Origin of the sequence: Pseudocitrobacter sp. RIT415 (genome assembly GCF_003057695.2) — a bacterium.
Lineage (GTDB): Bacteria > Pseudomonadota > Gammaproteobacteria > Enterobacterales > Enterobacteriaceae > Pseudocitrobacter > Pseudocitrobacter faecalis.
The window spans coordinates 40,423-64,410 of sequence record NZ_QBJC02000018.1; the positions used below are offsets into that span (position 1 = coordinate 40,423).

A 23,988-nucleotide genomic window follows, 5' to 3' on the forward strand; every position below is an offset into this window, starting at 1 on the left:
AATTTTCAACGCATTTTCACTATCTTGTTTTAAATCTGTTTTATGGTTGTCCTTTGGTTGGTGTTGAATTACTTTGGTGAAATTCTGCGAATCATCAGGTTTCTGATTGTCGCTTGATTCGCTTATGGTTGTTTTATCGTTGATGTTATCGGGTTTAGTGCCCTCCGTTGATGTTGATTGCTCTTTGGTTGCTATATGTTTGTTGTTTGATTGTTTAGCGGCGTTTTTCCGGCGTTTCTTGTCCTGTTGGGCTTTTCTCTGCTTATTCAGAGCTACGCTGCGGGAAGTGTTGTCGTCTGACGGCTGCACATTGATTGCTGAACCGGCAGACGGTAACCCTTCAGTGAGGCCTTTTTCGATTCGTGACAGTACTGCGAGCTCTTTATTGCTTGCTACGTCGACGGAATCAATCACCTCTTTAAAGCCGGGCTTCTCTGGCTTATCACCGTTCATGGTGTCTCCTGGTGGTGTTTTTCGTACCAGAATCTTAAGGAATGTTCTCTTTCCCGTGTTAGATGAAAAAAACGCCTTGTTAAATTATTATTTTCACAAAATCGTAAAATCATAAATTGTTTAAATGATAATTTATGATGTTGTTATTGCCATTGAACGCCGCTATCATTGGTGAAAACGGGTTGATTTACATTGTTAATTCGATGGTTTGTGAGATTGCGAATTTGCGATTTTCACAAAATCGTAAAAGAGGGGCGTTATGATTATCCTTATAGGCTCACAGAAAGGTGGCGTTGGTAAATCCACGCTGGCAGTTAATATTGCAGGCTATCTCATCTCTCTGGGTAAGCGGGCAATCGTCATTGATGCTGACGACCAGCAGTCTGTGATGACGTGGTACAACAGTCGCGATGAATCACATGTATTCATTCCTGTTATATCCGCTGCCGGGAACGTCAAACAGACTTTGATTGAGCAAAACAAAAATTATGATTACGTAATTTGTGACAGCGCCGGACGTGATAGCAAAGAGTTGCGTACAGGCCTCACTGCGGCAGATATCTTCATTACCCCCATGCGCCCCTCTCAGATGGATCTTGATACCATCGCCCATCTGGCCGAAGTTTTTACTGAAGCCAAAGATTGGAATGAAAATGTTCGTGGCTACGTGATGTTAAACATGTGCCCAACGAATATGTTTATCAATGAAGCAAACGAAACAGCAAACGCACTTGCTGATTACCCAGAATTTAAGCTCATGGAGAGCCGCGTGTGTGACCGAAAGGTTTACCGTGATGCATGGGGTGACTCGATAACAATTCATGAAGCATCAAACGATAAAGCCAAAGGCGAAATCGAGGCTGTTGTGAAGGAGATACTACTGTGAGCATTAAACCACGAGTTGTACGTCCGAGAACTGAGGAAGAGTTCATTAATGGTGCTAACCCTGATTCACCAGCAGCATCTAAACCAGCAGAGGTTTCATCATCAGGGACCGAAGAAAATAAGGCTCCATTAGAGGCTAAAAGTAAACCTCAAGGTAGTCGCGCGCTTTCCATCAGTGTTACCGACCACCATTTATCATTGCTGGATAGATCCATAGCCGAAGGCCTGATGAATGGGATTTCTGGGGTTAAACGCTCTGATATCGCAAAGGCGGCTTTCCTCGTCTGGGAACGTATGAGCCAAGCCGAGCGAGTGAAGGTCCTTTCAGAACTGTTAGCAAAATAGTTAACTATTAAATTGTGATTTTCACAAATTGTGATAATCACAATCACCCGCCTTCAGAAGCCGCTCTTTAGCGGCTTTTTTATACTCGTAAACTCATAAATTGTGAAAATCGCAAATTAAGAAAGTATGAAAATCATGTTTTCGCATTTGGCGATATTGTCACTTTAACACAAGTGTAGAGGTGTTGAGGTGTACCTTACGTGGTTCCTACTGAGGGGCATAGGATTGCTGGGTGGCGGCACTTAAATGGAGGTACAATACTAAAATCACAAATTGGCAAAATGATATTTTCATAAATTATGATTTTACCATTTTGCCATTTTCACATGATTACAAACTATCTCCGGTTCGGGTTGTTCTTCTGATACACCGCATCGACAAATCTTAGCGCATCATCAACCGACATTTGCAGTATGTCTCGGCGCGGTTGCGGGCCATATAACGCCAGGTTGGAGACTAACGTCTGCAAGGAGTCCAGTGCCAATGTTTGGAATGAACAGTGAATTCCGAAATCGGGTCAGCAGGCGCGTAGTAGGGCGCTCTGCTGCCTCCTTATATTTATCCGAGTAGCATTCATGAGGTGGTAGCACCAAATCCGATTCGCCCTTATCGAAGCGAATATTGAGGCCGTGCTGGAGCTCGTACTGCATGCTCTTAACCTCTTTGGCCAGCGCCAGCAATTCGGTGCCGACGGCCATTTTACCGATGAGCTCAAAACGGTTTTGGGCAGACTTGTCGTAATCAGGCTCCAGGTCATAAACCAGTTTTGCCTGATATACCAGCTCCCATTTACGCAACAGCGTGAGCGCCTCTTTGTAATCATCTTGCTTGCTGGTGGGGGGAAGGGCGGCGCGCATGATTTCGAGGCGTTCCATCGCGTAACCGTCAAGTGGAGACAGTGACCAGTCATAAGGCTGGCCATCCACTGGAATAGTGGCTTCAACAAACGGTTGTGTCGTCAGTACGTTCAGCTCACGTGACAGGTGGTACACGTCACAATTGTACCAGTGCTCTTCACCGCAATGCTGGCATGTGTAGCTGAAGTCGATAATGGTATCGGCGCGTGAGTTTATGAAAATCCACCACAGCGCCGTTCTGCGATCGCTGGCGGTCCAGCTGCGCGAATCGGAAAGCTTATCCTTCTCCTGAAGCTGGTTCAGATACTCAGTTGTGTCGCGTTCTTCAGTTGCCTCTGTCGATTTGCAGAAATAAATTGCATCATCGACCGTCGGCATCCGGAACAAAATGCGCTGTTTGGGTCGGGAGGGCAGGGGGAATACAGGGATTAACAAAACTTACTCCTACACAGCTGGAAGGAACGTAGCGGCAAAGTCGCCGAAGGTTTTCCGTTGAACAAATGAGAGAGGAAACGAAATAAATTCACTTATCTGATCCTTTGAAAAGGTCATTTCGCCGCATTGGGTCGGAATTACGCTCAATGTTTCCATGAGCGTTGGAACGCCGGTTGCCTGCAGCCGATAAATGCGAATATTCATCAGGTATTCATTCTGAAGGTTAATCGTCCCGTCGTCGTTTATAACTCTGCCAAGGCAGACCTTAAATGCGTTATAGATAAGACCGGCATTGGTATCTCTGACGACCATCGATATGGGTTGCGCGGTTCGGGAAACAGGCTGGTTGTACTCATTCGCACCGATCCGTTTGGGCTCGGTTTCTATGGTGTAAGTTCCCCAGGTTATATCCTTCATAAAGAAATCGATACCCATGCCACCAATACCCTCCACCTCCACGGCAAACATCCAGCCCTGTGCAAAGAGTATTTTGTTAAGGGCCATTGCCGTTAGTTTGTTTATCTGTTGCTCGCCGAGACCAGCCGCAAACATAAAGGACGGCAGTGCGCCAACCAGACCTTTAGCCGCGCTCGTGAGTAAATCAGTAACGGCCATCGGTTACCCCCAGCTTGAGAAAACAGACATCGCTTGCGGTATCGCGCCCCGCGTAGACATCTCTGCTTCAAGGTCGGTTCTACGCTGAACTAAAGCGGCTTCATCTGGGATGTTGGATGCGTCAAGCTTACCGGCGATGGACACGCGGCGATCCAGTTCAGAGTTAGGGATAGCGATCAGGATTTCGAGGTAGTCTTTGATTATGCCAACGGCAACCGGCGGAACGGTCCCTTTGTCGAGGTCCAATTGGGAGAGATGTACGAGATAGTCCATGCGCAGCGGGTACGATACTCGCTGGTCAGAACTGATCTCGATGTTGCCACCAAAGATATCGCAGGACACGTAATTGCCAGTGGCATCGGTAACGGCCACCAGCTCAAGGTAATCATCAGGGCAGGGGATAGATGAACCTTCTTTAACACGGATGCTTTGAATGCAACCGGCGCGGTCCTGATATTCGGTTAATGCCTTCCTGAGGAGGGCATCAAGCATGTCTTTCTGGTTCTCAACCAGCAGGGTGAGGAAGCGTTTTTTCACTTCCTCCAGTAGTTCGCGAGGTGTGGCCATAGTGCCTCCTGTTTAAAGGCACCATGGTATGCAAAGTTACATTTGGGGAGGGATGTAATCAGTTCGTGTTGGCTTGGTTTTGTTTCGATTTATCCAATGCTTGTTTTATCCAATCTGAATCTTTCGATAACAGAAATCTGGGGTAGTCGTCGAAAATGCCATCCTCATAGGCCTTTTCGAAAAAGACCTTAAAGTCATTAATATTTTTAATTTCAGGGGAATGTCTATAAACCTCATTTAATCTTTCAAAGAACTCACTAAACGAGGCACGACGTGTTTCACTTATGCTAATATTTTGAGCCAGTTGTTTTAGTTTTTTTGATTCTTTTGCTATCTCTTCTTGTATTCTTTTTATCTCATTATTTTTTTCAAGTGTTTCCAATTCAATTTTTTTGATTTCCGCTTCGATCTGTGCTGCCCTTTTTTTATCTGCTGCATGTTGTGCTGCTGACATGCGGCTCCTTGCTATTGCTAGTTTTTCCACATAATAAGCCAGAACCCACGGTACGACAAAAGCAGCAATGGTGCCATATAACATCGGAAGCCAGAACGCGTACAGCTTAAAGTGTGGTTGTGATACAAGAGAATGTAATACCAGCTCTATAGGTTTTTTGGATTTTATGACAATGATTATCTGCTGCCAGTTATGAATAATAAAAGATACAATTAGGTATCCAAAGAACCCATCTTTCATTTTTTCAGAAATTAGATTGGAAAGCCTGCTTGCCCATGTAATTTCTTCATTTTTATCTTGTTCTGCGCTCACGTAAAATCCCTTAATATGTTAAGAGTCTCAATATCGAGACTCTTCTAATACGACATCAATCCACAAATGAACTAACCGGCAGATCAAAGCGTTTAGCCAAAGCGCGCATATGATCCAGAGTCAGAGAGCGTTGACCGTTCAGAATGCGGCTAACGAGTGCTTTTTTGCCAATCTCATTCTCGAAATCACTTTGATTGAGCTGGTATTGGTCCATCAGTGTACGCAGTAGCGCTATGCCTGTAGGAATAGCGTCTACTTCTTCGTTGAACTCAGCGAATTCCGGTGCCTCATCTTCATATTTAGTTATTTTTGCGCACAGCATATCGACCAGGGGGCTATCTGGTTCGCGCTCGATGAGATATTCCACCAGCTTGAGCGCCTCTTCATAATCTTGGCGTGAGGAACTGCCCCCCAGAATGGGGAGCATTGTTGCCAGGCTGTTTGCTGCGTTAATCGCGTCTTGGTACATCATTCTTTGTTTCTCCGGTAAAAATCGGTCAGCTTGTCGTACTCAGCGTGGGTGGATATGTGCTTGATGAAGATTTTTTTTGTTACGAAATCAGCAAAAAGCATCACTCTAAGATTTCCACCGCCAACATCTACAACCCACCATTTCTCCCTGTACTTCATTCTGTCGAGGCTTGGAAGCCTCTTCTTCATATCTTCCGGGGAGTTGAAGTTTTCACGCTTCAGTACCCGGTATAAATCTTTAAGCGCCGCCGCTTGGTTAGGAAACTGCATTGAGGCAGTATCGAACGGCGCTCTTGATATAACGTGCATCCTGTATCCCTTGGAGTTTCCTTGTTGGAAACATTATAGGGCAGACGTGAAGAGTTTACAATATGGAAACTGTCGAATTTGGCAGGAATAAAAAAACCCGCCGAAGCGGGTTTATCTGTACATCGTCGATAGCGTTATCGAGGTTATTACTCAATAAAGTTATAGACGATACGCAGGTTAGGGCGCACCAGGGCGGTCACATCTTCAGTAGAGAGGTCTGTGCCGTCCATGTAGATCTTACAGTCGTACAGATTGGTTTTGAGCGAGTCCGGGGATTTGCCCCCAAAGGATTCCGGAGTTGCCTCGATGCGAACATCGAAATAGCTCTTGTTGTTCACCGCATCTTTGATGAACTTCAGCATTGGGCCCTGAATGGTTTCGACAACCTGCGCAGGCATCTCACCAGAGTTACGAACTGGACCGTGTTGGTTGAACTTCATGCCGTTAGGTCCGAAGTCCTCCACATCTTCACGGGTACGCTCAGGGAACTGAGCAGTACGGAACAATACAGAAAGATGCTCCTGGCCGATAACGGTGAGTTTAAACTCAGCGCCATTGAGTTTTTCACCCATTGAGCGGTTGGCAACATATTGCTCCTTCAGGAATGCAACGTTGCCAACGGCATTAGAATGTCCGGGCATAAGGTATTTTCCTCATTAGATAAATAATTTTTCGATCTCTGAACGGTTCTGGACCGCCATACCAGAGAGTTGAAGGTTCACTACATTGGAGATGAAATAACCGTCTGATGTTTTCGGCGCATCGAGGTTATACGACACGTCCTGAATCACGACGTCGGCCAGAATGAAACGCCGACCAATGTTCACGGTGACAGAGTTTGGGCGACGGCCACCAGGCGTTGTGTCATTGAGCTCCGGGGAGATCATCTGGCATAAACGAGTGATGGCACCGTCAACTTCAACTGCTGCGTTACTGATAGCGAGCAATTCAAGCGGCAGAGTAAGGGCTGGTGGCTGTGAACCTTGCCACACCATCAGGCTGTTCCAGCGCGATACAGAGGTTGTCGTCGTCACGGACTGCGCCATGTTAGAGAGCGTCTCAATACCAGCGATAGAACCGGCGTTATCCCCCTCAAACGGGCTTGTCCAGGCTGACGCTATTTGCATAGATGCGCCCTGGCCGATATAGCCGATCACGCAGTATTCAGCCGACGTAATGTAGGCCTTCAGATAAGGGCTAACACCATCAGCACCGATCGCACCGTAATACTCCATTGATACCTCAAACAGGCCACCATCGCTGGTGGCCATATCCGTTAGCCGATACGCTTAGCGCGCAGTTTCATGGATTTTTTACGGTGCAACTTGCCCTGAGCCGAACCGGCTTTACGCTGTGCTTTTTTCAGCGCCATGCGTTGAGCTGCGGTGCGACGATGCTTTTTGAAAGGCTTGCGGATTAACTTCACTTTGCCGTTGCGCACAACTTTTTTCAGCGCTTCGGTCATGGTGTCGTCACCGCTGACAGAGTAGGTGGCCACCAGCTCATCTTTTTCATCGTCGTCGATGTCATTGAGCTGAGATGCAATGCTTGCGCCCATCTCATCATCTGCGTCGTCGAAGAAAGATGTAACGGCATCATCATCGATGCCAACACTGATCATGAAGTTCGCCATCTCAGCCAGGACGTTGTAGTAGTCGTCCAGTTCATCATCGGTTGGTTCGTCGGTGTCGCCATCGATGCCCGCGAGGGACTGAGCATACGCGTCCAGGCTGTCGTAAGACGTGTCGTCGCTGCTGGCCCAGTCAAAGACCGCATCAGCAGAATCGCCGAGGCTTGCGCTGGCCATCTGTGCGGATACGGCTTCCAGAATCATCTGGTGAGCTTTATCCGGAGTGATTTCGACGTCAGGCTTTTTACCGTCCTTGTCAGGATCGCCAGGGTCTTTATTACCGCGACTCTCCATCATGAAAGAAGTATGGGTTTTGCCACCCATCGCGATGGTTGCCAGCTCATCAGTCTGGCTACCGCCGTTTTGAAAGAATTTAGCCATAATTTGCCTTATCGAATAACAACAGGTTTGCCGAGCAGACGACGAGCCGAGCCGGTAGGGCAGGCCCACCAGGTGACAGCCCAGTAATCGATCTCAACCTGCTTAACTACGAGGATGAAAGGTTCAGTGCCGTCGGAATCAGGATCACGCGGAGTGACCAAAGCACCAGCTGCGTGGAAGCGCTCTAATACTTTCGTCATTTCGCGCGTCAGGCTTTCTTCAGTCACGCCGTCCGGCTGGTGTTTCAGCGTGCGGCCCAGCTGGAAGAAGAAGCGGCTGATTGCGTCAAAAGTGGAGGACACGTGCTGGAAGCGCAGGTAGTTCTCTTCGCTGTAGGTAGTTAGCGCATCATCAATAATCATCTGGCCAGAAGAGCTGGTGGCCACTTTGTTGATGCGCGCCGTGTACATTTCGTCGAAATCTGGCGTACCAATACCGTCGATCGGTTCGAGCTGAGCGCGGTTGATGAGTGCACGAGTTTCGCCCGCCGGTGAGTAGTGCCAGCCACCAACATCGGTGTTAAGAGCAATACCACGAGCTTTCGCCGCGTAGGCAGCACCGGACAGACCAAATGCCACGCGGGCCTGCGTCCATTTGTCTTTGCAGGTGAACGGGAAGTGATACATCGAGCAGGAAACGTAATCGACGCCCACCAGCCCGGTAGATTCCTGTTCCGTTATCGCCTCTGCATAGGTCAGCGTCGGTTTGAGGTCAAAGTAGCCATCGATACGACGGTCCTGGCAGATATCACCCAACAGGGTATAGGACGGCGTGCTGTAGCAGCCAAGCCCCAGAACAGCGGTGTAATTCACATTGGCGTTACTGAGGATCTCAATAGCCTTTTTATACTGCTCATCGGAGATATTGGACTGATCGCCGTTGGTGCCGCCAACAAACGTGACATCGGTAATGTTGCCAAGGTTTACACCGGCAGCTGCGGTAAGGTCGCAGGTCGCGCCCAGATAAGCAGAACGAGATTCAAGCGCCGTAGTAATGAAGCAAGGGCGGCCCATCGCATCGGTCTCTTCGGAATCAAGAGATACAACGGTGCTTTCCAGAACGGTGACGGTACCGAGTTTGCTGGTTTCCTTCAGCGTCAGGGTAAAGCGATTGGCGTTGAGCTTGTCCGGGGTGAAAGAGATGCTACGGTTAGTCGACGGGTCACCATCGATAGGGTAGATAGTCAGGAACTGCTTGTCCTTCAGCTCTACACTCTGCCCATATGCCAGCGCATCGGTCGCAGTTACCGCGTTAACGTCGCCGGTAGACGCGGATTCTTTGCTGAAGCTGATAGTCGGGAACTTTGCATCTTCCGGAACAACACGCACTACATAACCGTCGGTCTGTTGAACGGCTTCGAAGACGTGGCGCATTGGTTCAAAATGACTACCTTCCTGCGGGCGAATTGGGTCGCCGAGGACATCCATATAATTGGATTTGGTGATCTTTAACGCCTTAAACGGTTTCCCACGTGCGAACACACCTACGCCAGCCCACAGGGACTGATTAAGGTTAGAACCCACGGTCGCTGTTTTGCTTGCATCAATGGCGGCAACCGCAACTGCGGAAACGTTAGTCAACGTAAAAGGGATACTGAAATTAGAACTCATTCAGAACTGTCCTGTTTAGCGCCCCAGCGGGGCGCGTTTGGTTGAAATCGTTTGATTAGTTGCTGGAGGAGCTCTCGATCACGCCGCCGGTGCGGAAGTTCAGGCCGCCAACTTTGAGGTTGGTGAGGGTGAACAGCGTGAAGTAGTCCTGGCCGTTTCGTGGGTGAATACGGTTAATGGAGGAACCCCACAGAGTGGTGCGGTCCACCAGCGCCGGAGTGGTCGGGTGTTTGAACGGAATAACCGGAACAGCATCACCGGTGATGAAGCCTGCTTTGCCAGGGTTTTCATCGCGGCAATAGCACAGGATGTCGTAGGAGTGGAACTCGATGCCGCTATTGGTGAATGCAGTGCAAACGCCAGAAGGGATCTCGAACACTTTGATGCCGTTGAACAGCGTACCGATGAAGTGAACGTATGGAACCTGAGTGTAGTTCTCTGCTGCGGTGAACAGGTTCGGCGGCAACATCTTGATGAAACCAGCCGCGTCAGCGCCCGCGAACATACCGACAGAGCCGGTGGTACGGGTACGCTCTGCGATGTCGCGGAATACCTGCTGCACCTTACCTTTGAACATCATGGTCCAGACATCCAGATTGGTATCCTGCGGGATAGCCACATCGTAGGTATCGGTGTATTTACAGCGGCGGATCATGGTGCGCAGACGCAGCATGTCCTGCTCATGAGACAGGTAATCTTTCAGGGTACGGTACTGCAGGGAATCCAGATCGATACCGAATTCGCGCTGCGCATCGTAGGCTGCCATTACGCTATGTTCTGCGGCCAGAGCATACTGTGATGGGTACACAGTCCATTCACGCATTTCCTGGTTAATAACCGGGATGTATTCAGGAGCCTGCTCGATGTTGATCTCAACTTCAGCTTCCAGCTCAACGCCAGAGTCCAGCGGCTGCGAGAAGGTGAGGTCGATCTGACCTTTCGCATAGTCAATGACACCGGTAAGAACGTTCTGCTGCCCATCGGCATTAGCAAAGTCATAAATGATTTTGCCGGTATTACCGCTGGTGGACGTATCAACATCTGTCGCTTCATTGTTGATGTAAAGGACCGAGCGGCCTTTACGGATCGGAATTTCTTTACCGTGTTCAAAGTCGGAGGTTTTGAAGCTGAAAGAGGTGGTCGCGCCATCGCCTTTAGCCGCCAGCACGTAGTTGCGGCGCATTTGAGCGTATTGGCCAACGGACTGCATGTCCAGCTGATCGCCCTGGGTAAAATCGCCGAAGGTGGTACCGGCTACGTTGATGATTTCGTAGATTTTGGACTTGTCACGCGGTACCGGGATGAAGGTACACGCATCACCAGTTTGCGCACCCAGCGCAACCGGCAGGATCATCGCCAGGAAGATCGGCTGACGGATGATACCGTCCTGGCTGGACATCACTTCAGTGTTGATGGATTCCAGCATGAAATCGGTGGTCGATTTTTTGCCGCCAGCCTGGTTATTTTCCAGAATGAGACAGTTTTCGAGGGTTTGGTGGGCTGCTGCCAGTACTTCCGGACGCGGAGCGCGTTTATGCGTGTTGGAGTAATCCGCGATTGCAGCACCCCAGGCAGACAGAACCGAACGCTGAACGTCGGGGGAAACGCCTTCGAAGATAGGATCTTGCTTCGCCGCTTCCATCATCGATGCAACGCGCAGCTCAGGGTCCTGGATGAAGCCATTCTGATCGAACTGCGCATCGGAGCAGTAGCGGGTCACGAGACGCGCACTGTTCGAAATTTCGGCAATGCGTTTACGAAACTCTTTGTTGTTGTCGGACATAATCAAGCCTTTTTGGTTTTCAGACGGCTTGATTATGCTGAAAGTTACATCTCGATTTATTTTTGATTAGTACTTTAGGTAAGAAAAAGGCGCTTGCGCGCCTTTGGGATTTCCATGTACCGATTTGCAAAAGGACTGTCAAGATAAAGGCGTCAAAAAGACGCCTTGAAATAACTTTCTAAAAGTAAACGACATGAAAAACTCATGCTTAACTAACATAAATTAGTATTTACTGTTTGTCTATCCCTACGGCTCCATTTATGCGGTTCACTGTGATGTTGTGATCGTTAACCACCGCCAGCCCGACACGTGTAGCCTCTATGTACGCGGGATAATCGCCGTAAACTTTTACATCATAAGCGGGCATCGGACACATCCAGGCACTAACGCCAGCCGGTGCAGCCTCAACGCGAATACTTGGCGTTGAAGGAGTCAATTGACTCCCGCTGCATGCTGATAACACTATCGGCAACAGGAGCAACAGCGCACCCTTTCTCACCCTGTAGAGTTCGGAGCTTGCTCTGCAGCTCGTTACTTTTTTTCTGATATTCTTGAGCGTGTTTTTCATTGGTCTGACTCTCTTTGTTTAGCTGCTCTGCTTTTGCCGCATAGAACCCGGATTTTTCTTCTGCTACCCGCTTGGCGATATCCAGCGTGGTGATCTGCTGGTCTTTACTGCCAATAGTTTTGTTGAGCGTATTGATTGCCGTAGCCTGCGTATCTACCGTCGTAAGCACGCCATCCAGCCAGCACCACCCCAGGTAGCCAGCAATGCCAACTATCGTGATAAGCGCCACCAGCGAGATGGTTTTCAGGTTCGGTAGCGATAACCATCCTTTAATCAGATCAAACATTATTCGTCCCCCTTCAGGGCGCTAAGTACCGCTGCAGGTGTAATGGCGGTAATGGCACTGCCTACCGTGCTGTCATTCACTGACGAGTTAACCAATGCCACTGATATCGCGTTGCTATAGGCGGTTTGAGCAGAGTTGCAGCTGGTGACCGCATCTTGATAGATGGTATTCAGTGAGTCACCGGCAGCGGTGACAGCAGTCATTGCAGTTTTGAATCCGGCTACGGCATCTGCCAGCGCTTTTATCTGCGCGTCTGTGAGTGATACGCCAGCACCGACGGCCAGAGATGTGTTTATGGCGTCCATTGCAGCTTTAAGGGCTGATGCATCGAGGGTGGCCAGCGCATCTCGCAGCGCCCCAGGATGTGTATCGTCAGTGATTGCTTTTGACACCGGCAACTCGGTTGCTTCCTGCTCGTTCGCTCGACAGTAGACATCCCAACCGATGGAAAGCTGGATCAATGCTGACGGTGATGTGTAACCACGAAGCAGTTGCGCGTGGTTGTCTGCAGACTTGGACAAGTCGGACAGACTGGCAGACCAAGTTGTTATCTGCGTGGTGTTGGCGCTGATCGTCGCCGGGTATTGGACCGTTGAAAGGATAAGCCCTTTCAGCAGCGTGCTGGTTGCCGCCGAGCTGGTGGCTGCTTCCGTACAGATGTTTACGGCTGGCGGTGTAATCATGCCACCGGCGGATACGAGCTCTTTGTACGCGTTTAGCTGATTTGTTGTTGAGAGCATGATTATCCAACCTTAACGAGGGGATCGCCGCTGGTAACGGTCGAGCCGCAAGATACCGGGTCGCCTTCGCACACCACGGCTTTCCCGCCGATAGTGAACCAGGGGCGGGTTGATAAGGCGTTACCCGGATGAGAAGAGTTGCCGTCAGAGTGTTCGGGGTAGGCGTTGCCCTCCACCAGCACGCCAATACCGTTTACCTTTACGAATTCAACGGCCTCAGCTGGCGGCCTGGAGGGGAAACCTCCGTGCCCGGAACAAATTGAGGTTTTTACAGCGATGTTCGACATAAAAAAGCCCACAGTTGTTGAGACTGTGGGCAGTGTATGGATAGTTACATTTAAAGGGGATGCTTCGAAGTAACAATTGAGGTTAGTAGGTAAAAAATGGGTGTGTATCAATATAAAGTGCTTGTGTTATGCACTAAAACACTAGATGTAGTAGAGAAAGTCAGATGAAAAATTAAACATGTGTTTTGGTTAATACATGATATTATTACATTATTAAGAGAGGGGGGATTATGTCTCAAGAAATGAAAATTGAGTCTATTCAAAAATTCAATATGCCACGTGTACCGCAGTCGGTGTACACCCAGGCCATTGCTGCAGCTAAGCTAGCTAACCTTCCCTGTGAATCAATTAAGGCCATTGAGGCGATCAAAGCTGCCCAAGAGATGAACGTTGTGAAAATGACAAAACATCCCTCTATACAGCAGATTATGGCTGCAGCGAAGGCTGCGAGCGGATTGTCATCAACTGGCCCTCTGCCGGACGTTAACGCCATAAACATAGTTATATCGAATTTAATGGCGCACTCTAAGGTCGAAGATTTAGCGGTAGGACCGTTGTCTAAAGCCGATATGGACAACGCTCGCTCTTTGCTAAATGCAAGAAACAATATCGAAGTCTTGCTTCAGGAAACCCGCTATGAAACGGAATTACTACGAGCTCATATCAATGAGTACGTAACTCCGGCTAAGTCGGTTTGGGAGACCATTATAAATTGGTTCTCACCTAAAAAAGATAACAATGATTATTACCATAAATCACTTAACGCAGCACTGGCCAACTCCATGGACTCGGTTAATGTCGCTCTTAAAAAAAGTGGGCTGTTTAAATAATTAAGTGGCTTGGATGCCATTTTTTCTTTGGATTGTTTATGGCAAGTACCGATACAGAACCTAAGTATGTGTTCGACAAACTGGTTAGGAACAAAAACGACGCTCTCCAGTTACTCTCCTATGCGCTTTACTGTGCAGCCAAAAATGGCATGGCGCACAAATGGCACAAGGAAGGTAGAACTCAGCTGGAAATTGATGCCAATTTAAAGGCTTACCATCAGACCATTGCACAGGACTCTGACGTCCAACTTTTATTTCATGAAAGTGCAAAGAAGCTTCATGCTGAATATACCCAAAGTGTGAGAGCCAAAGCTATAAGCGAATTTGTAGAAAAGATACAAGTTAATCAGGTTTCCAAGGAATCAACTTGGCAATGGGCAAAAACTAAACTCTGGGATGCAGTAGCTGGCGTTGCTGCTTCGGTAGTCGTCATTGTCTTATGTGTCGGGCTGGCATCATTGTTCGCGGGAAAAGAAAAGCGAGACGCTATACTTGAAGCTGGTGCTGAAGAAGCAAAAGATATGGTCAATGGTAACCTTCCTGTTATAGATAAATACCGTGACATTATGGCTAAAAAGCATTCTTCGAAGGAGCATCAAGCTAACGTAGAACAAACCACATTGAAATAAAGCCCTTACGGGCTTTATTTGATTCAGAATTAAACTCAACCCTTTTTAAAGGCCTCATACTTCCGCTTTAAACTCGCGGAGTTTCGCCATGGCCTTATCCAGATCTGACATCCCATCAACCATCGAGTCGAAAGCTTTTGTCACTTTCTGATACGCCTGAAGCACTTCGCGGCGTATAGGTTCCAGCTGCTTAGTGATAGCGTCACGAGCTGTCAGCGATTCTTTTACTTCTTTGGCGCGAGTGCTGGCCATCTCGGAAATTTTCATCAGCTGCTCTGGGCTGAATCCGGCCAGTGGATCGGATGAATGTGATTGATTAAGTTGTTTTGAAATCATGGTTTCTTCTCTAAGACGATTAAGGCATTTGCGGCAAGTTTCCAGCGGCTTGCCGTAGTTATCAGGAAATTCAGAAAGAGGTTTGCTTATGCCGCATGACATGCATTGGTGCTCTGTAGGGGCGGCTTTACTCCACGAACGCACAACCTCATCCAATTCAACTTCAACGGAATCGACAAACTTCATGTGCTGAAACCAGATTTTTTCTTTTCCCGGCTTGCCAGTTCGCTTGACCTTCAGCGCGTTGGTAGATTCGATAATCTCTACCAGCTGCTTACGCTCTTTTTTGCTTAAAACCGTGTATGCATCCACCTTATACAGATCGGACTCTTCCACACCGTTGGGATAGCGTAATACGTATGCTTTCACCCGGCTAAGAGCCCGCTCTAAATTAGGCGGGGTCGTTCTGCCCATTATTGAAGTACCCCCAAAATATCAGTTGTGGTTTCGCGTGAGCCGCCGTTACACGAAATCGACTGGCGGCGCGGTATGTGATGAATAGTGAAGCCTGCGTGGCGATAAAGCTCATCGATGGCGGGGGCGCAGGAATTGGATATGACAATTTTCGCTCCACGCCGGTGGGCGGTGGTGCATGCGTTTACGAGGTCTGTCTGATCCTGCCAGTTGAATCCGCCGGGAGTGTACTCTCCGAACATTGGTTGTCCGGGCAGTGGTTCATAAGGGGGATCGCAGTAAACCACGTCGCCCTCACCGGCGAGGCTGATGGTCTTGCGGAAATCGCTATGCATGAACACGAAATTGTGGGCGTTCTGCGCGAAAGCTATGATTTCATCTTCCGGGAAGTAGGGCGCTTTGTAGTGTCCAAAGCTGGTGTTGAATCCACCAGAAAGGTTGTATCGCATCAGGCCGTTGTAACTATGCCGGTTCAGAAATAGAAACGCTGCAGCGCGCTCAGGCCCGTTAAGCATTTGGAGATTGAACTCCTTACGGACATTTGAATAACCGCTTGGGGTGTTGTTATTTTCAAAATATCTGCGCGCCCTCCTGATAACGATATCCGGAACAACGGACAGCATTTGATACATCGCGATGAGGTCCGGATTGACGTCAGCCAGTAGGAACGAACCGTGTTTATCTGAGTTGGTAAAGACCGAACCACCGCCCACAAACGGCTCAATTAGGCGCAGGCCCTCCGGAATAAGGGGCAAAATTTGTTGCAGCTGACGCTGCTTACCACCAGCCCATTTCAAAACGGAATTAATTATTCGATTTGGTCCTGGAGGGCGGCTTTTAAGGTCCTCACGACTACTCATCGTTTAGCCTCGCCTCCGAGGGCATCGACAATGTTAGAAACGATGCTATCAAGTTCACCGGCCAAAAGGATAATGTCGGCAGACTGCCGCTGAAGCACATCTTCTGACTCGATATCGGAATTTTGGTCCACCAGCTCATCAGCGAATTTAACACCGCTGAACATGGCGGAATCGTCGATTGAGAAATTCACCCGGTCCGTACAAAGCGCGAGCTTTGTTATCAGCTTACCGGCGGCGATCATTGTCTTAACCTCATCGCTGGAAAGGTCCTGCTTACTCAGCTTTGCGCAACCGCCATCTTCCAGGATTGCTTTCAAATCAGCCTTCTCGCCAAGCGTGTAACCTGCTGGTGGAGCATCGTTACGAACCCATTCAGTGAGTGTTAGCTCGATAGGTGATTCTATGGTTAGCGGGACAACTGGCAGCGATCCGAGTGCCTTACGCAGCAGGGCCAGCGCATCTTCTGATTTACGAGCACCGGTATTGATGAACAGCAGCTGGGATTTTGTGGAGTAGATAATCTGGGTTTTTTCAGTTGCTGTGAATGCGCGCGGGAGAAGGGCATGCAACACTTCATCTCTGAGGGCATCCTTCTCGGTTTTTTTGAGCTTGCGCCCCTGGTCCGATTCCAGTTTCGAGATTTTTTCGTTTAAAGCTTTCTTCAGAACGTGTCCGGGAAGCAGCTTCTTCTCGCGCTGGAAAGTGAGGGATATGAACCCGCTAGCCTCGAAATACAGCATGTCGGTACCGAGAGGGCTGACAAAACCGGTTCCCGCCATATCCTGGCTGCCACATGGAGAGAACTTGAATTCGGGCAGAGCTGGCGCAAGGGTCTCAGCATCGATGTCCATATCACGAGATAGACGATAGACGGCGAAATTACGGAATTCTTTGAACATTATGAGGACGCCTTACTGTATTCAACGGTAAAGCTGGGCACTCCGAATTCCTTCAGAAACTCAACAGGAGGAACGATGTTGGACCAGATCCGGGGCTTGCTGCCGATTGTTCCCAGGATCAGCTCTGTACCATCGACGCAGCGGGCGATGATGCAATGCTCTTTTCCATTAACACTGATAACGTACTGATCGAACTTCCCGGCGGTCATTTCATGAATGAAGTTCGCCCGGTTTAATATGATTTGGGCCATTTAGCATTACTCCGATAAACAGAATTTACAGAGTATACTAATTTTTAGCGTAAATGATATTGGTTGTTCCGATTGAACTGGCATTTTTTAGCTTGGTTTCAAGGTGGAATCGGTCGTATTTTGCCTTTTTTTAATGCAGTTTTGTTACGGATGATACTAAATGACACGCTGACGCGGCGGGAGCAAGGTGCGCAAACATGGCGCTTAACGTTATGATTTATGGATGCATGAAGAGTGTATGATGTATTCCTACAAGGTGTACTTAGTACATCCTTTGTAAAATCAAAGGCTGTACTAAGTGTTTACTCGTTTATCCCTTGTCTATTTTCACCTGAGCGCCTTTCAGCGATATGGTCCCTGCTGCCGTCATATCAATATTGGCATCAGACTTTATGGTCATATCAGCGGTCGAATGGATGAAGAGGGTGAGCTGGCTGCTAATGTATAGCTGCCCGGAGTCGTTCATACCTAAAGTTGAACCGGAGGCCTTATGGGTCACAGACCATGAACCACTTTGGTTACGGATCTCCAGCAAACCATTACGGTCAAGAACGTAGTCTTTACCCGGTGTTACGGTCGCTACATCAGGCGCGCCCTCTACAGCTGGTGGAACGTAAGGAGAGCCTTGCCCGGATGCTTCAGGAGCAGCGTCAGGAACTCCACCTGGTGAGTCAGTAGCCCGCCCTACTATGCGTGGCCGCGTACTATCCCCGTTGTAAGGGAAATCAACCCAGACACCATCTCCGGGGAGCAATGGAATAAACGCGCCGTTATCGGGCGGCATGCGCTCTGCCCATGGGAGGTCCCGATCCGGAATACTTTCCCAGACACCCACCAGCCGCACCGTTACACGCAACAAATTGCTGGGGTCGTCTACTGTCACAACTTTTGCCCGCTGCGGGCCGTTAATTAGTCCCGTCATAAATTACCCCCAGAACAGCGCGAGTCACATATCCGAAGCGATCTTCCTGATGTGCAGCAACACGAACGATTAATTTGGTTGGGACCGACTCATCAAGCCCGCTTTCACTGTTGTAGTTGTGGATCAGCACCTTTACCGGTAACCCCGGCGTTATTGCAGAATTACCGGTCACCTCAACATCGATTTTCGGAAGCAGGAAGGTGGATAGATTGTTTAATGCCGTCTGGTCGTCAACGCTGACCATTTTAACCGGCCAGGACTTGTCACCGGCTGTTAGGAGGCCTTTGGTTGGATGATATGCCATAAGCCGGTATTGCCGGGAGCGTATGTACTGGTCGTCGTTGTTGAGCTTAGCGAAGCGGTTGAGGCGCAGCGGCGCTTTTGGATTGTTGGCTTCATACGTCAGCGCCGGTGACGAACGCGAGAGCGTGGCCATGCTTTTGACATTAATCGTGCCTCGGCATACCCAACAAAGGGCACCGGCCTCCTGTGCCATTTGCGCCAGCACGCCGCTGGGTTTTTGGCCCATGTTGAGGTGATACGTACCGAGTTTTTTAAAGTTGTCAGCGCTTACTGTCAGCGCGGTCGCCAGCGCGCTCACAATATTCGCCGGTTGCTTCTTAACGAAAAACTGTGGCTTCGGTGCCGGTTGCTTTAGAGCTTTCACCTTTTCGCTGAAGGCAATAATGGTAACCATGTCTGAAGATTGAGGCGCTTTAAGAACCTCGAACGTATCAACCCACGTCGTGTTACCTAATCCCTGGGGATCACCAAAGCTGCAGGTAAGGATAGTCCCTTTCTTCACACCCAGTTGGTCGACGACATAGCTGGAGCTGTCGTGTATCTCCAGTCTCAGCTGTGGGCCGGTCAAATCGGCTATCTCGATATAAAGGCAGCTCGCAATCATCGACCGAGGGATCTCAGTACTGCCTATTTTTACTGACTGCAAGAAGAGCTGAGAGCGCTTATCTGAACTGCCATTAGTCGCCATACGGGACCTTCCCTGATTCAGTCATTACGCCGGTACCGCCGCCAGCGAAAACATCAATAGTCCCTGTTGCGGGAACCCCTTTCCACGCTGAGTACAGTGGCGCTAATACGGCGAAAGAGATAGCAGAGGCAAATACACGATTGGTTGCTAGCGGTAGAGAGAGGTTGTCGATGATCGCCGCCTTGGGATCACGAATCTGACATTTCATCTCTATTGACGCGCCAGCGAGCACCGTGAGCGCGCTGAAGCTCGTATTCCCATAGTTGGTGAATTGCCTGAACCACGATGCAAAAACGCCAGTAAGAGCGTTTAACACCTCTTTTTCGTTAGCCAGTATCATCAATGAGTAAGAGATCTCGATGGGCGTATTGCTCAGTAATGCACACGGCTTACCGTCTGCCCCACTAATATAGCCACCATCATAGTCATCACTAACGATCGTATTATCGTGCAGTTGGAAGCCTGGCGTGCGGCCAAGGTTCAGCACCGGCAGCGAGTTTGTATTCATTTCCGGCGCGTTCGCGCTGAGTCGTCGTCCCGCACCAGCTGCGCGGTAGGCTCTGAGAAATGCTTCAACGTCGTCGAATTCTCCAAACTTCAGCTGGTCACTCTTTTCGCGCGCCAAAAACTCTTTAAGCGGTTTGGCCCATGGCCTCGAGTCGGTCAGCTCAATGTCTTCCAGTGCAGCCAAAAGAGTATTGCCAAGACCAGCGTCGACGTCGCTGGTGGATGAGAGCTCGCGCTTCCCGGTAGGCTTCAGCAAAGCCTTTTTAAAGCGCATCAGTAAAATATCGTTAATCGCCATCAGATACAGACTCCTCGAATGTACGACACGGAATGCAGTAGAAAAGGGTGCCCACAGCGGCGGTGCCATAGTTGAATTTACGGTGTACGTACCACCAGCGGCGCGTTACTTCGCCAGAAGCGAGCTCTTCATTCCACTCCAGGATTGAACCGATCGAGATATCGAGGGCGGCCACACGGAGTATCAGTGAATCTTCTTGATAGCCTGTGTTGTCGTCCTCCTCGTTCATACTGAGATAGCTATCCATTTCGTCCGGACAGTCGAGGACCTTCACGATCTCCGGTTCGCCGTAGGATAGCGTTTCCTGATTGGGGTCCAGACGTTCTGCCTGCATAACTTCGAAGCCATCATCATCAATCTGAGCATCGATAGAGTTAGCGCGATACAGCAGAGCATCGAAGGAAAGCGGGTCCTTTATGATCGCTAAAGCCCACGCTTCGCGGTATAGGTCGTTGAAACCTTTGTGGCCAAGAAATCGAGCGCGCAAATCACTGTTAGCAGGGCGGGAAAGCATTGCACCAGTGATTGCAACAGGCGCTTCAGTTGGTTCTCCCTGCGCGCTGGGAATGTCTTGTTTTGCTGATGGCTCATCTATATGGTCCGCAACTGGTTGCAAGGTTTCGAAGGCGGTTGCACCAGCGTTGGTGCCGGAGACAGTATCAGCAGCAGTAGTGTCGCCATCAGGAACACCACCAGCCAGCGGGATATCGTCGTCGTTAGCGATAAGATCGTCATAGAAGCCTGCCATTATTGTTTACCCTGTTGCGAGGCGAGCCATTTTTTGAAGGCTGTCTCTGCTTGTTGGTCGGTCATGCCGGTCATTTTCATAGCCTGAATGAATCCTTGTTTTTTCAGCTTGAGCTGTTCCTGAAGTTGAGCCTTCATCGCCTCCTGTTGTTTTTTCAGGAGTGCATTTTCAGCCCGCGTCGTTTTGAGTTCTGCCGCTTTTCGTTTGAGCGCGTTACGCGTGGTAGAAGCCTGTTTTCTCAGCCTCTCGATCTTGTCCTTTTCAGTTCGCTGGACCTTGGCGAATCCCCGCTGCGCAGCCTGGTACTTTTCAAACTCGCGGCTTATCTTTGCCTGGTCAGTCTGGTCTGAGCGGTTACGGGCTAAAGCCTTCTGTTCCTTGTCAGTGAATACTTTGGTCGTACGCTTTTTGTCGTCCCCAAAAGCTACCTGTTCCGCTGCTTTCTTCATCTGAGTTCCCAGCTGGCGCTGCCAGGTTGACGACTGGAAACGGGTCATGACGTGGAGCACGTGCTTACAGGCCGCGCCCACCAGATCCGGGTTGCGGATCTTCGGGAAAGCGTATTCAGCTGGTGGCTTTAATGCGTAATTCCCTGCGGTGGCCATATAGCGGAACCAATACTGATGGCGGCCACAATCACAGTCGAAAGAAACACGGCCTTTCGCCAGATTCTTAGCCAGTGTGGCCAGACTCACTTTTTCATCGCCGACGTCCTCCACGTAGCGATCCCATTCTTCGAAGCGCACGCGCACCAGGTGGTTATCGTCTACAGAGGCGTCAGAGGCGTTAACTTTCACGTCAGCGATATTGTGGCGGAGCCGGATGAAGATGGCCGACTTGATGCCGGTGCCATCGGACACTTTGTTGTTGGCGCGCTTCACGTCGATCTGAGTGGACATGGCCACCAGCTGCGCGTAGGTAATCCCCGCCTGCTCACTGCTGAAGGCGGTACGGTGGCCCGCCCGCTTCTCAATAAAGTTCTTCAGGTCCTCAGGCGTGAAGAAAGTGCCGTCCTTCTTCTTACCGAGTTTGAGGATCTCATCGACGCTCTTATTACGCATACGCGCGGGCGTAAGCGTGCGGTGCGCGCCACGGCGATTGGCGCGCTGCCCCTTACGGATTTTGTTGAACACCTTCAGGAAGTCGGCTGCCGAAAGCCCATGCGTGGCATAGCGACCGTTATCCTTCTTCTCAAAGCTGGGGGAGGGCATCAGCTATTAATCCTGTTTCAGTTACTTTGAATGGTACTGTCTAATTCCGGCTTGCTGATTGAATAGGAGTTAATCAGTTCGCGTATCCACGCCAGCGTAGGGAGAAATAGCGCCTGCCCCACCGGCAGCGGTTCACTTTCATCTTCCTGACCGCAAACGAGGGTTATCACCCAGCGCAATTGGTCCGTTTCCCATACGCGCTGGGATATGAGATCTGGGCGGTAGATTTCGTCCTGCGAGATATCGTGAGGAATGAGGTCCGAGTCAAAGCTATTGCACTTGGCCACGATGGCCTGGCGCATGTACGCGCGGATAATCGGATCGGATATGTTGCGCTCATCGAGGCGGGAAATAGTCACAGGTAGCGCCCCTTGCCGGTAAGCGAGCTCATGGTGACGGACTTGATGCCAGCCTCCTCAGTAGCGCGCACTATTTTCCGGAGTGGTTCGAGTGGATCAGGCGGTGTCTCTACCTTCAGGGATGCGTACATCTGTTCAAGGTATGAAACGCTGGTCACGTTTTGATAAACCGTGCCATAAACGCAAACGAGCAGCAGGATATGCTCGCTCTTAAGCCGCTCCCAGTCGATTCGGTACACCGTGCGCCCGCTGGTGTCATGGTCCATATCAATGAGGTTCTCAGGGATTGTGTAGCGCTGGCCTGCACCGGATGTTTTAGGTTTGATGATCGCCTTCTGGATATTCAGCTCTCTATACAGATCCAGCGCTTCAACCAGTATCGGCTTTCCGCTTGTCCCTGGGTTGGCTAACTGGATATGAACGCCGCCGGTTGAACTGAAGAAGCCGCTACGCTCATCCACCAGCACGTCATAACCATCCTTCTCCATCTTGCGGATTATCTCCGGTACGACGTTCTGAAGCCCTTTGCGGTCCGTTGGTAGCGTCTGTTCAGTAAGCAGGGAGAGGTTGCCCCTATGCCAGACAGCTTCTACCAGCATTGGTTTGGCGGTTGAGAGGGTGATGGCGCATATCGCCTTATCCATAGTCGGACTCCACTGATGATGAAGTGACTATCTTATAATTAGTATTATCTGTAAGGAAGCGCGGAATTTAGACAAGAAAAAGGCTGGTGCTTAACCAGCCTTGTGGGTTTGAGTAAACCATTTCTAATGCAACTACTAGACTGCGTGGATTGTAGCGCTATGTTGGCGATAGAACCAGTAGCGCTTACGGTTGATGTTATGTTTACGTTTCAAATAAGCTCACAATTAGTATTTATAATCTCTCGATATCGGCGCGTTTACAGGCCTCTGCCAGTAAATCTTGCTGGGTACCGTTCGAATGCTCGAACTCAGCAGGACCGCCAACGTTACCGTCGGCATGAACCGGTATCAGCCATGGGTACTCACTTCTCAGTTCAGCCGGTGCTGCTTGCTGGTGGTGGTAAATGCATAATGGCAATACGCGTGAATGGGCTCCCGGCGCGGTGCGGCCATCGATATGATGCAGGCTGATTAACGGTGAGTTCTTCCCATGCATCAGGCATGCAATACAGGGTAGGGAACCCAGCTTATCCATTACCCGGCGTTCGGCTGCGGTCGGGGTGCGTCCTTTACTGCCTCGTGGCTTTACAGCGGTTCGAGTTTTGCGGGACGGCTGAGGGGCGGCGTTACGTTTATGCTCGACGGATGCTCTGCGCTTCTCTTGGTATTCCGCCGAGCGCAGCCGCGCGATAGTTTTATCCCTCTGGCGCTCCTGCGCTGCACGTGCTTTATCGAATTGCTTCTGACGATACTCAGGATCTGCGAGCTTCTCTGCGTTACGTGCCCGCTGGCGTTCAGCAGCTGCGCGCTGTCGTTCCCAATTTTTCTCTTTGGCTTCCTGAGTGAGTTCCATCAGAGCTGGCCCAACCATTTGTAACGCTCTACTTGCTGTTCCGAAGTCATTTTCTCCGCGCCGGTTAACGCTAAAGATATGCGCAGCGAACGTAAATGGAGTTGCGCCCGTATACCACACATAACATAGCCACCAGGCTGATCTGCCGCGAGGCGGGCTATGTTCTCAGCCGTTACCTGGCGGGTGCAGAATTTGTTGAATACGGCCACTGCGGTGCGGGTAGGGTACATCAGGGGGTTACTCATGGA

At 49.8% G+C, this 23,988-nt stretch carries 31 protein-coding genes; 4 read left to right on the forward strand and 27 right to left on the reverse strand.

Going from position 1 to position 23,988, the window contains the following annotated elements; genetic code table 11:
- Positions 1-712 precede the first annotated feature (712 nt).
- Together DBY68_RS16820 and DBY68_RS16825 are read left to right on the forward strand one after the other, a co-directional pair.
- Entirely contained in the window at positions 713-1,339 is a 627-nt protein-coding gene (locus DBY68_RS16820; RefSeq protein WP_108476682.1) for an AAA family ATPase, read from the forward strand.
- The gene (locus tag DBY68_RS16825; protein ID WP_108476683.1) at positions 1,336-1,683 is read left to right on the forward strand and encodes a hypothetical protein; all 348 of its coding nucleotides are present in this window, start codon (positions 1,336-1,338) and stop codon (positions 1,681-1,683) included. The genes DBY68_RS16820 and DBY68_RS16825 overlap by 4 nt, the downstream gene beginning before the upstream one ends.
- Positions 1,684-2,078: 395 nt before the next feature.
- On the opposite strand, the gene DBY68_RS16830 is transcribed toward DBY68_RS16825, so the two are convergent.
- The 14 genes from DBY68_RS16830 to DBY68_RS16895 all read right to left on the reverse strand — a co-directional run bounded on the left by DBY68_RS16830 (position 2,079) and on the right by DBY68_RS16895 (position 12,988).
- Entirely contained in the window at positions 2,079-2,975 is an 897-nt protein-coding gene (locus DBY68_RS16830; protein WP_146745473.1) for a morphogenetic protein, read from the reverse strand.
- Between the two features lie 9 nt (positions 2,976-2,984).
- Positions 2,985-3,590, reverse strand: a complete 606-nt coding sequence (locus DBY68_RS16835) for a phage tail protein (RefSeq protein ID WP_108476685.1) — start codon at positions 3,588-3,590, stop codon at positions 2,985-2,987.
- A 3-nt stretch (positions 3,591-3,593) separates the two neighbouring features.
- Entirely contained in the window at positions 3,594-4,157 is a 564-nt protein-coding gene (locus DBY68_RS16840) for a hypothetical protein (RefSeq protein ID WP_108476686.1), read from the reverse strand.
- Positions 4,158-4,215: 58 nt separating this feature from the next.
- The gene (locus DBY68_RS16845) at positions 4,216-4,923 is read right to left on the reverse strand and encodes a hypothetical protein (RefSeq protein WP_108476687.1); all 708 of its coding nucleotides are present in this window, start codon (positions 4,921-4,923) and stop codon (positions 4,216-4,218) included.
- Between the two features lie 55 nt (positions 4,924-4,978).
- Positions 4,979-5,395 carry a helix-turn-helix domain-containing protein gene (locus DBY68_RS16850; protein WP_108476688.1) on the reverse strand — a complete coding sequence of 139 codons (417 nt, stop codon included), beginning with the start codon at positions 5,393-5,395 and terminating at the stop codon, positions 4,979-4,981.
- On the reverse strand, positions 5,392-5,703 hold the full coding sequence (locus DBY68_RS16855) for a type II toxin-antitoxin system HigB family toxin (protein WP_108476689.1): 312 nt from the start codon (positions 5,701-5,703) through the stop codon (positions 5,392-5,394). Before DBY68_RS16855 ends, DBY68_RS16850 begins: the two co-directional genes overlap by 4 nt.
- Before the next feature lie 146 nt (positions 5,704-5,849).
- A complete protein-coding gene (locus DBY68_RS16860; protein ID WP_108476690.1) occupies positions 5,850-6,344 on the reverse strand; it encodes a baseplate protein in 495 nt (164 codons plus the stop codon).
- A gap of 15 nt (positions 6,345-6,359) precedes the next feature.
- Complete coding sequence (locus tag DBY68_RS16865; RefSeq protein ID WP_233503901.1) at positions 6,360-6,974, reverse strand: hypothetical protein; 615 nt, start codon at positions 6,972-6,974, stop codon at positions 6,360-6,362.
- 5 nt (positions 6,975-6,979) lie between these two features.
- Positions 6,980-7,714: a hypothetical protein gene (locus DBY68_RS16870; protein WP_108476691.1), complete on the reverse strand. Its 735-nt coding sequence runs from the start codon at positions 7,712-7,714 to the stop codon at positions 6,980-6,982.
- Positions 7,715-7,722: 8 nt separating this feature from the next.
- The gene (locus DBY68_RS16875) at positions 7,723-9,324 is read right to left on the reverse strand and encodes a hypothetical protein (RefSeq protein ID WP_108476692.1); all 1,602 of its coding nucleotides are present in this window, start codon (positions 9,322-9,324) and stop codon (positions 7,723-7,725) included.
- A 55-nt stretch (positions 9,325-9,379) separates the two neighbouring features.
- Positions 9,380-11,107 carry a hypothetical protein gene (locus tag DBY68_RS16880; RefSeq protein ID WP_108476693.1) on the reverse strand — a complete coding sequence of 576 codons (1,728 nt, stop codon included), beginning with the start codon at positions 11,105-11,107 and terminating at the stop codon, positions 9,380-9,382.
- A gap of 404 nt (positions 11,108-11,511) precedes the next feature.
- Positions 11,512-11,961, reverse strand: a complete 450-nt coding sequence (locus DBY68_RS16885) for a hypothetical protein (RefSeq protein ID WP_108476694.1) — start codon at positions 11,959-11,961, stop codon at positions 11,512-11,514.
- Positions 11,961-12,701 carry a hypothetical protein gene (locus tag DBY68_RS16890; RefSeq protein WP_108476695.1) on the reverse strand — a complete coding sequence of 247 codons (741 nt, stop codon included), beginning with the start codon at positions 12,699-12,701 and terminating at the stop codon, positions 11,961-11,963. The genes DBY68_RS16885 and DBY68_RS16890 overlap by 1 nt, the downstream gene beginning before the upstream one ends.
- A 2-nt stretch (positions 12,702-12,703) precedes the next feature.
- The gene (locus DBY68_RS16895) at positions 12,704-12,988 is read right to left on the reverse strand and encodes a PAAR domain-containing protein (protein ID WP_108476696.1); all 285 of its coding nucleotides are present in this window, start codon (positions 12,986-12,988) and stop codon (positions 12,704-12,706) included.
- Positions 12,989-13,218: 230 nt separating this feature from the next.
- Between DBY68_RS16895 and DBY68_RS16900 the strand changes: the two genes are divergently transcribed.
- Together DBY68_RS16900 and DBY68_RS16905 are read left to right on the forward strand one after the other, a co-directional pair.
- A complete protein-coding gene (locus DBY68_RS16900; protein ID WP_108476697.1) occupies positions 13,219-13,818 on the forward strand; it encodes a hypothetical protein in 600 nt (199 codons plus the stop codon).
- Positions 13,819-13,856: 38 nt separating this feature from the next.
- Positions 13,857-14,447 carry a hypothetical protein gene (locus DBY68_RS16905; RefSeq protein ID WP_108476698.1) on the forward strand — a complete coding sequence of 197 codons (591 nt, stop codon included), beginning with the start codon at positions 13,857-13,859 and terminating at the stop codon, positions 14,445-14,447.
- Positions 14,448-14,501: 54 nt separating this feature from the next.
- On the opposite strand, the gene DBY68_RS16910 is transcribed toward DBY68_RS16905, so the two are convergent.
- The 13 genes from DBY68_RS16910 to DBY68_RS16970 form a co-directional block, all read right to left on the reverse strand.
- The gene (locus DBY68_RS16910) at positions 14,502-15,197 is read right to left on the reverse strand and encodes a hypothetical protein (protein WP_146745474.1); all 696 of its coding nucleotides are present in this window, start codon (positions 15,195-15,197) and stop codon (positions 14,502-14,504) included.
- Positions 15,197-16,057 (reverse strand): Dam family site-specific DNA-(adenine-N6)-methyltransferase, encoded by an 861-nt coding sequence (locus tag DBY68_RS16915; RefSeq protein ID WP_108476700.1) that lies wholly within the window; start codon positions 16,055-16,057, stop codon positions 15,197-15,199. Before DBY68_RS16915 ends, DBY68_RS16910 begins: the two co-directional genes overlap by 1 nt.
- A complete protein-coding gene (locus DBY68_RS16920; RefSeq protein WP_108476701.1) occupies positions 16,054-16,956 on the reverse strand; it encodes a recombination-associated protein RdgC in 903 nt (300 codons plus the stop codon). Before DBY68_RS16920 ends, DBY68_RS16915 begins: the two co-directional genes overlap by 4 nt.
- Entirely contained in the window at positions 16,956-17,207 is a 252-nt protein-coding gene (locus DBY68_RS16925; RefSeq protein WP_108476702.1) for a hypothetical protein, read from the reverse strand. Before DBY68_RS16925 ends, DBY68_RS16920 begins: the two co-directional genes overlap by 1 nt.
- 310 nt (positions 17,208-17,517) lie before the next feature.
- A complete protein-coding gene (locus DBY68_RS16930) occupies positions 17,518-18,129 on the reverse strand; it encodes a baseplate protein (protein WP_108476703.1) in 612 nt (203 codons plus the stop codon).
- The gene (locus tag DBY68_RS16935) at positions 18,113-19,120 is read right to left on the reverse strand and encodes a phage tail tape measure protein (RefSeq protein WP_108476704.1); all 1,008 of its coding nucleotides are present in this window, start codon (positions 19,118-19,120) and stop codon (positions 18,113-18,115) included. Before DBY68_RS16935 ends, DBY68_RS16930 begins: the two co-directional genes overlap by 17 nt.
- Positions 19,110-19,925, reverse strand: coding sequence for a hypothetical protein (locus DBY68_RS16940; protein ID WP_108476705.1), 816 nt, complete (start codon positions 19,923-19,925; stop codon positions 19,110-19,112). Before DBY68_RS16940 ends, DBY68_RS16935 begins: the two co-directional genes overlap by 11 nt.
- On the reverse strand, positions 19,915-20,673 hold the full coding sequence (locus tag DBY68_RS16945) for a phage tail protein (protein ID WP_108476706.1): 759 nt from the start codon (positions 20,671-20,673) through the stop codon (positions 19,915-19,917). Before DBY68_RS16945 ends, DBY68_RS16940 begins: the two co-directional genes overlap by 11 nt.
- A complete protein-coding gene (locus DBY68_RS16950; RefSeq protein ID WP_108476707.1) occupies positions 20,673-21,884 on the reverse strand; it encodes an OmpH family outer membrane protein in 1,212 nt (403 codons plus the stop codon). Before DBY68_RS16950 ends, DBY68_RS16945 begins: the two co-directional genes overlap by 1 nt.
- Positions 21,885-21,901: 17 nt before the next feature.
- Positions 21,902-22,243 (reverse strand): baseplate protein, encoded by a 342-nt coding sequence (locus tag DBY68_RS16955; RefSeq protein ID WP_233503902.1) that lies wholly within the window; start codon positions 22,241-22,243, stop codon positions 21,902-21,904.
- Positions 22,240-22,887, reverse strand: coding sequence for a hypothetical protein (locus tag DBY68_RS16960; RefSeq protein WP_108476708.1), 648 nt, complete (start codon positions 22,885-22,887; stop codon positions 22,240-22,242). The genes DBY68_RS16955 and DBY68_RS16960 overlap by 4 nt, the downstream gene beginning before the upstream one ends.
- 232 nt (positions 22,888-23,119) lie before the next feature.
- On the reverse strand, positions 23,120-23,740 hold the full coding sequence (locus DBY68_RS16965; protein WP_108476709.1) for a Ref family recombination enhancement nuclease: 621 nt from the start codon (positions 23,738-23,740) through the stop codon (positions 23,120-23,122).
- Positions 23,740-23,985, reverse strand: coding sequence for a hypothetical protein (locus DBY68_RS16970; protein ID WP_108476710.1), 246 nt, complete (start codon positions 23,983-23,985; stop codon positions 23,740-23,742). Before DBY68_RS16970 ends, DBY68_RS16965 begins: the two co-directional genes overlap by 1 nt.
- Positions 23,986-23,988 lie beyond the last annotated feature (3 nt).

Excerpts from the sequence above, each read along its gene's own strand:
- DBY68_RS16820 (WP_108476682.1), top strand. The coding sequence starts at position 713 with ATGATTATCCTTATAGGCTCACAGAAAGGTGGCGTTGGTAAATCCACG.
- DBY68_RS16950 (WP_108476707.1), bottom strand. The coding sequence starts at position 21,884 with ATGCCCTCCCCCAGCTTTGAGAAGAAGGATAACGGTCGCTATGCCACG.
- DBY68_RS16940 (WP_108476705.1), bottom strand. The coding sequence starts at position 19,925 with ATGGCGATTAACGATATTTTACTGATGCGCTTTAAAAAGGCTTTGCTG.
- DBY68_RS16885 (WP_108476694.1), bottom strand. The coding sequence starts at position 11,961 with ATGTTTGATCTGATTAAAGGATGGTTATCGCTACCGAACCTGAAAACC.
- DBY68_RS16915 (WP_108476700.1), bottom strand. The coding sequence starts at position 16,057 with ATGAGTAGTCGTGAGGACCTTAAAAGCCGCCCTCCAGGACCAAATCGA.
- DBY68_RS16840 (WP_108476686.1), bottom strand. The coding sequence starts at position 4,157 with ATGGCCACACCTCGCGAACTACTGGAGGAAGTGAAAAAACGCTTCCTC.
- DBY68_RS16880 (WP_108476693.1), bottom strand. The coding sequence starts at position 11,107 with ATGTCCGACAACAACAAAGAGTTTCGTAAACGCATTGCCGAAATTTCG.
- DBY68_RS16930 (WP_108476703.1), bottom strand. The coding sequence starts at position 18,129 with ATGACGGGACTAATTAACGGCCCGCAGCGGGCAAAAGTTGTGACAGTA.
- DBY68_RS16970 (WP_108476710.1), bottom strand. The coding sequence starts at position 23,985 with ATGAGTAACCCCCTGATGTACCCTACCCGCACCGCAGTGGCCGTATTC.
- DBY68_RS16890 (WP_108476695.1), bottom strand. The coding sequence starts at position 12,701 with ATGCTCTCAACAACAAATCAGCTAAACGCGTACAAAGAGCTCGTATCC.
- DBY68_RS16935 (WP_108476704.1), bottom strand. The coding sequence starts at position 19,120 with ATGGCGACTAATGGCAGTTCAGATAAGCGCTCTCAGCTCTTCTTGCAG.
- DBY68_RS16875 (WP_108476692.1), bottom strand. The coding sequence starts at position 9,324 with ATGAGTTCTAATTTCAGTATCCCTTTTACGTTGACTAACGTTTCCGCA.
- DBY68_RS16910 (WP_146745474.1), bottom strand. The coding sequence starts at position 15,197 with ATGGGCAGAACGACCCCGCCTAATTTAGAGCGGGCTCTTAGCCGGGTG.
- DBY68_RS16925 (WP_108476702.1), bottom strand. The coding sequence starts at position 17,207 with ATGGCCCAAATCATATTAAACCGGGCGAACTTCATTCATGAAATGACC.
- DBY68_RS16855 (WP_108476689.1), bottom strand. The coding sequence starts at position 5,703 with ATGCACGTTATATCAAGAGCGCCGTTCGATACTGCCTCAATGCAGTTT.
- DBY68_RS16920 (WP_108476701.1), bottom strand. The coding sequence starts at position 16,956 with ATGTTCAAAGAATTCCGTAATTTCGCCGTCTATCGTCTATCTCGTGAT.
- DBY68_RS16850 (WP_108476688.1), bottom strand. The coding sequence starts at position 5,395 with ATGATGTACCAAGACGCGATTAACGCAGCAAACAGCCTGGCAACAATG.
- DBY68_RS16960 (WP_108476708.1), bottom strand. The coding sequence starts at position 22,887 with ATGGATAAGGCGATATGCGCCATCACCCTCTCAACCGCCAAACCAATG.
- DBY68_RS16905 (WP_108476698.1), top strand. The coding sequence starts at position 13,857 with ATGGCAAGTACCGATACAGAACCTAAGTATGTGTTCGACAAACTGGTT.
- DBY68_RS16895 (WP_108476696.1), bottom strand. The coding sequence starts at position 12,988 with ATGTCGAACATCGCTGTAAAAACCTCAATTTGTTCCGGGCACGGAGGT.
- DBY68_RS16900 (WP_108476697.1), top strand. The coding sequence starts at position 13,219 with ATGTCTCAAGAAATGAAAATTGAGTCTATTCAAAAATTCAATATGCCA.
- DBY68_RS16835 (WP_108476685.1), bottom strand. The coding sequence starts at position 3,590 with ATGGCCGTTACTGATTTACTCACGAGCGCGGCTAAAGGTCTGGTTGGC.
- DBY68_RS16860 (WP_108476690.1), bottom strand. The coding sequence starts at position 6,344 with ATGCCCGGACATTCTAATGCCGTTGGCAACGTTGCATTCCTGAAGGAG.
- DBY68_RS16945 (WP_108476706.1), bottom strand. The coding sequence starts at position 20,673 with ATGGCAGGCTTCTATGACGATCTTATCGCTAACGACGACGATATCCCG.
- DBY68_RS16865 (WP_233503901.1), bottom strand. The coding sequence starts at position 6,974 with ATGGCCACCAGCGATGGTGGCCTGTTTGAGGTATCAATGGAGTATTAC.
- DBY68_RS16965 (WP_108476709.1), bottom strand. The coding sequence starts at position 23,740 with ATGGAACTCACTCAGGAAGCCAAAGAGAAAAATTGGGAACGACAGCGC.
- DBY68_RS16870 (WP_108476691.1), bottom strand. The coding sequence starts at position 7,714 with ATGGCTAAATTCTTTCAAAACGGCGGTAGCCAGACTGATGAGCTGGCA.